The 4,821-nt window shown below is 58.1% G+C and carries 5 protein-coding genes; 1 reads left to right on the forward strand and 4 read right to left on the reverse strand.

Annotated features, from left to right (window positions below):
* A partial coding sequence (locus AC3WJU_RS22175; RefSeq protein ID WP_492260881.1) for a DUF4192 family protein occupies positions 1–218 on the forward strand: 218 nt, incomplete at its 5' end.
* Positions 219–326: 108 nt separating this feature from the next.
* Here the strand turns inward: AC3WJU_RS22175 and AC3WJU_RS22180 are convergent.
* The 4 genes from AC3WJU_RS22180 to AC3WJU_RS22195 all read right to left on the reverse strand — a co-directional run.
* Positions 327–812: a RidA family protein gene (locus AC3WJU_RS22180; protein ID WP_492260882.1), complete on the reverse strand. Its 486-nt coding sequence runs from the start codon at positions 810–812 to the stop codon at positions 327–329.
* A gap of 515 nt (positions 813–1,327) precedes the next feature.
* A complete protein-coding gene (locus AC3WJU_RS22185) occupies positions 1,328–2,560 on the reverse strand; it encodes a M24 family metallopeptidase (RefSeq protein WP_492260883.1) in 1,233 nt (410 codons plus the stop codon).
* Entirely contained in the window at positions 2,554–3,888 is a 1,335-nt protein-coding gene (locus AC3WJU_RS22190; protein ID WP_492260884.1) for a M20 metallopeptidase family protein, read from the reverse strand. The genes AC3WJU_RS22185 and AC3WJU_RS22190 overlap by 7 nt, the downstream gene beginning before the upstream one ends.
* 3 nt (positions 3,889–3,891) lie before the next feature.
* The coding region (locus AC3WJU_RS22195) for a maleate cis-trans isomerase family protein (RefSeq protein WP_492260885.1) at positions 3,892–4,821 on the reverse strand (930 nt) is incomplete at its 5' end.

Below are 4,821 nucleotides of genomic sequence, written 5' to 3' on the forward strand. Positions count from 1 at the left end.
AACACTCCGCGCCCCTCCTCACAGCCATCGGCTACATCAACTGGTGGGAAGGCCGCGGAAGCAAAGCCCACCAATACCTGCAACTCGCCCTGGAAGCCGACCCCGAGTACCGCCTAGCCAAACTCAGCGACCAACTCCTCGGCTACGGAATGCTCGCCGGCTGGAACATGGACAAAGACACCGCCTACCGGACGCGAGGGCTTGGAACCTCGGACTGAGCAGCGTCCTTTATCGAATTCATGCGCGCGGATGGCATGAATCTGGCCGTTGTGACGGCGTCACGGGGATACCGTAAACGAGCCGATCGTGTAAGCGTGACTGCGCGCCTAACTGAAACGTACCGTGATTTCGATTTCGACCGGGGAATCGAGGGGCAGCGCGGCGACGCCGACGGCGGAGCGAGCGTGTGCGCCGATGGATGAACCGAAAACTTGGCCGATCAGTTCGGAGGCACCATTCACCACGGCTGGCTGTTGAGTGAAGCCTGGGCTTGAAGCGACGAAGCCCACTAATTTGACGATCTGTGTGATCCGATCGAGGCTTCCGATCTGTTTCTTGATGGCGGCAAGGGCATTTAGGGTGCAAATTGCTGCTTGCTCTTTGGCCTGATCAGGGGTGACAGAAGTGCCGACCTTGCCGGTGGTGGGCAGTTTTCCGTCGATCAGGGGCAGCTGCCCGGAGGTGTACACGTGGTCCCCGCTGATGACGGCGGGAACGTAGGCGGCAACGGGAGCTGCGACTTGCGGGAGGTGTATTCCGAGTTCGTTGAGTCGGTTTTCAATTTGGGACGAGGTGGTGGCTCTGGTCGGCATCTTGGCGCATCCTTAGGCTTGACGATGAAAGGGAAACTTGAATCCAATCAGGTGGCTTTACGACGTAGGGTGAATAATGCGGCGAGCACGTGTGGTCCTTCAGCTACATGGTCGCGCTACGATTCCGATGGCTAAGTGCCAATCGATATCGGCTAACCATTCAGAGCGCCCGGATGGCGTACTTTTAAGTGCCGCAGACTGCCGTTTTGGGAGGCTGGCATACTGAAGAGCGTCAGTAGGCTCTGCATGCTCAAACGATCGTAATTAATCGTCTTTCGATCCTTTGCTCCACTGCCCTCGAGCAGAGTTCCCCCAGGTTCGGTAGCAATTCTTTTCAATGTCGGCTGGGGAGGCGTAGGGGACCCGGCGCCAATCCCGGTGAACATGTGTTCATTCTTCACGAGGACGTGAACCGAAGTCTGCAGCCAGTCCTGCCTATCGGCTTGACTGGACTTCGACCCTACTCGTCAATGCCACGGCAGAAAGGAAGGCGACGACACGTCGTCGCCTTCCTTCTAGCGGTAGATCGGTTCGTACGGCAGTCCGGGGGTCAGCGTTTCGTATCCTGTTTCGGTTACGGCGATTGTGTCGCTGTGACCAATGCCCCATTGGTTTGGAATCTGGAGGAACCCCAGCATGTGGAAAGTCATGCCCGGCTCCAGCTGGAATTCGTTGTCCGCGGTAATTGACTGGCCCAGCTCATGCGCCCACGTGGGCGGAAATCCTATGCCTGTCATGTAGCCGTAGCACTTGTAAGCGAGGATGTCTGCGACCCTGCCGACCTTCAGAACGTCAAAGAATGCGTTGTAGACTCGGCGGGCGTCAACTCCGCCGCGTACGACCTCAAGGCCAGCAGCAGCGGCATCGAGGAGCACTTCAGCCGCTCGGGCGACATCTGAGGCGACTGGTCCCACGAGTGCCGTACGGCAAGCTGGGGCGTGGTAGCGGTCAATGACGCCGCCTAGTTCAACTGCTACCGTGTCACCGGCGGACACTTGGATGTTGCTCCATGATCCGTGTCCAACTCCGCTGACTGGCCCGACACCGATGTTCGGCCACGTGGCGGACCACTCCGACCCTCGTCGAATGGCTGCATTGAGCGCCGTGCCCGCCAAGCTGTAATCCGTGACGCCGGGTTCGATCGCGGCAAGTGTCTCGTTCATTGTATCCGCCGTGATTCGTCCGGCACGGCGCATTGCTTTCAATTCGACGTCTGACTTTTTTCGACGAGGTGCCACCAGCAGCTCGGAAGCGTCAATCAACCGGTCCCGGCCGAGGACAGCTTCCATAGCCAGGTAATAAGAGGTCTGAAACCATCGGCTCTTAAGTTCGACTCCAACTTTTGTCCCCTCCTTGCCGCGCAACATTGAGCGTAAGGCATCGAGCGGGGGGACTTCCTCGGCGTAACAAATGCAATCATCGATTAGAGCGCCGGCGTCCACCGACCGGGCGACGTTGGCAATCTCTGAGCCCCTAGTTGCGACAATCGTCCGGTCGGCATCGATGAGGAGAAACTGTGAGGCGTGACCGGCCTTGGTGTAATAGCCGGTGTAGTAGAGCATGTTTTCCGGGTTGGTTATTACGACGGCGCCTAGCCCTTGGATCGTCATCTGCTCCCGTAGGCGTGCCAGCCGCTGGCGGCATTCCCCGTTGAGTTCGCGTTTTGCTGTTTGAACAGGAATGGCCCTCATTCGATCAGTGTCGTAAGGCACGACCTGGTTGGGGGCTTCCTCGTTTGTTGTTACCATTTATCTTTCCTTTTCTGAGTGGCTAAAGATAGGGCTGATGCCGCTAGGACTTTGGCTCCGGTCTCGAGTGCGCGCTCATCGAAATCGAAGGCTGGTGTATGTGCTCGTGAGGTGGAGTCCTGCTCCAGTCCACGGCCGCCGAGGAAGAAGTAGCAGCCGGGATAACGCTGCAGGAATTCGGACATATCGTCGGAGCCGCAGGTGCGGAAACCGGTCGAGACGTTGTCTGGACCGATTGTTCCGGCTGCGGTTGAACTTACTAGCTGGGAGACAGCGGGATCGTTTGTGCACGGAGGGTAGCCACCGCTGGACACTGATACTGATGTACGAAGTCCGAAGGCGGCGCCGGTAGCGGAGGCAAACTCCCGTACCCGCGTACTGAGTGTCCTTAGGATGTCGGGCTCCATGGCCCGTATCGTTCCCCCGAGGAAGGCCTGATCGGCAATGCGCGAGTATTGGGAGGTGCCGGCCGAGGTCCGTGCAACGGTCACCAATCCGACGTCAGTTGGGGCTAGCTCTCGTGAGACCAGGGTTTGGAGCCCGGAGACGAAGGCGGCGGCACACACTATCGGGTCCTTGGTTAGGTGTGGTTCGGCAGCATGACCGCCATTCCCTTCGAAGGTGACTTCGAAACTTTTTGCGCCGCACATCACCGCGCCAGTTGTTACGTCGACCGTTCCGACGGGTAGTTCGTTCCAGATATGCAGGCCCAGGGAATGGTCAGGTTCGAGGTCCTCCGGCCAGGGGCGGCTCTCGATGCACCGCCGAGCACCTCCGCCGAATTCCTCTGCGGGTTGGAACACGAGGACGTAATTGCCGTTCAACGTGGTTCTTGTTCTTGCGAGAACCCTCGCCACACCCAACAGAATTGCCATGTGGGCATCGTGTCCGCAGGCATGGTGAGCTCCCTCAGCCTGTGAACGGTAGCTTTGTCCTCGGTCCGCTTCCTCCACGGGATAGGCGTCCATGTCCGCCCGTAGGAGTATGGTCTTGCCCGGCAGGGAACCGCGGATCCATGCGCACACCCCCGTTTCTGCCATATGGGTGATGTCGTCGACCCCGGCTTCCTTGAGCCGGGTGGCGATTCTTTCCGCCGTTTGGTATTCACGGCCGGACAGCTCCGGATGCATATGGAACCAACGGCGGTCAGCTTGGATTTCAAGTACGTCCTGCGCTTGGATAAACGTCTCCGAGGTTTCCCCGATGCGCTCTGGAAGGTCAACAGACGCATCACTTGGGCTGTCCGTTTCCTTCGCCGCGAGTTCCTCTGGAGTGGCGGCCTGGGCTGTTCTTTGGCCAGTTTCCCCATGGCTGGTCTTTGCTGTCATGGTCTAGCCTCTGTCAGGTGTCTGGAGATCTGTTTGAAACAGGGTTCCCCAGCCAGGAACTTTGTCGTGGTATCCGGCGAGTCGCAGGGCGTGCCAGCACATGGCCTGATTGGATGAAATGACAGTTTTTCCTGTTTGCTGTTCGAGTTCTTCGAGGACCGCAGCGGCACGCATTTGAGTGCAGGCGACAACGATCGTGTCGATGTCAACGTTGTCCGCCATTTCCTGAACGGCTTTCGAGATGGTCTGTGGGGAAATAAACGGCGCCTCGGCGGCAATGAATCCGTTTTCATTGTGGAATGTGCCCACCGCCGGCACTTGGACGCCCGCTCCTTCGAGCCTTTGGATCATCTCTTGGGCGATGTCGTGAGGGTATGGTGAAACAAACCCGATGCGTGCTGACCCAAGGGATCGAAGAGCTGTCAGGATCCCAGTGAACGGATCAGTGACTTTCGCCTTGGGATGAACAGTTTGGATAATGCGTTCGAGTTCCTGTGGCCCGGCTACCATCGCCGCGGAGGTGCAGGCGACCGCGACCACGTCGGGTCGACGGAGACTGTTGATCAGTGGTACGGCTTCGGCGATCAAATCAACTATCGCCCCCAATTTATCAATTTTGAGATCATCTTCGGGCTTCTTGTCCGCCCGAAGCCTGCTCTCGTAAATTGCGATGCCTGGGATGTTCAACATCGCCCGTGCCTCGTGCGAGATGGTCTGGTCGGTGTCAAATACCAGCATGCCAATATGGGCCCGTGTACCGATGCCCCCATCGACTGCATATGGGATGTCGAACCACGACGTGTGAGAAGGCGCATCTTGCTGCGTGGACATGATTTCCTTTCGGATGAATTTGTTGGGTTCAGTCGAGGTCGAAAAACTCTGTGAGTCGATCGATAAGAGATTTTGCGGTCTCGGGCCGCAGGCTGTAGAGCA

This window comes from Arthrobacter sp. FW306-1B-F12A (assembly GCF_058781865.1).

Excerpts from the sequence above, each read along its gene's own strand:
- AC3WJU_RS22190 (WP_492260884.1), bottom strand. The coding sequence starts at position 3,888 with ATGACAGCAAAGACCAGCCATGGGGAAACTGGCCAAAGAACAGCCCAG.
- AC3WJU_RS22185 (WP_492260883.1), bottom strand. The coding sequence starts at position 2,560 with ATGGTAACAACAAACGAGGAAGCCCCCAACCAGGTCGTGCCTTACGAC.
- AC3WJU_RS22180 (WP_492260882.1), bottom strand. The coding sequence starts at position 812 with ATGCCGACCAGAGCCACCACCTCGTCCCAAATTGAAAACCGACTCAAC.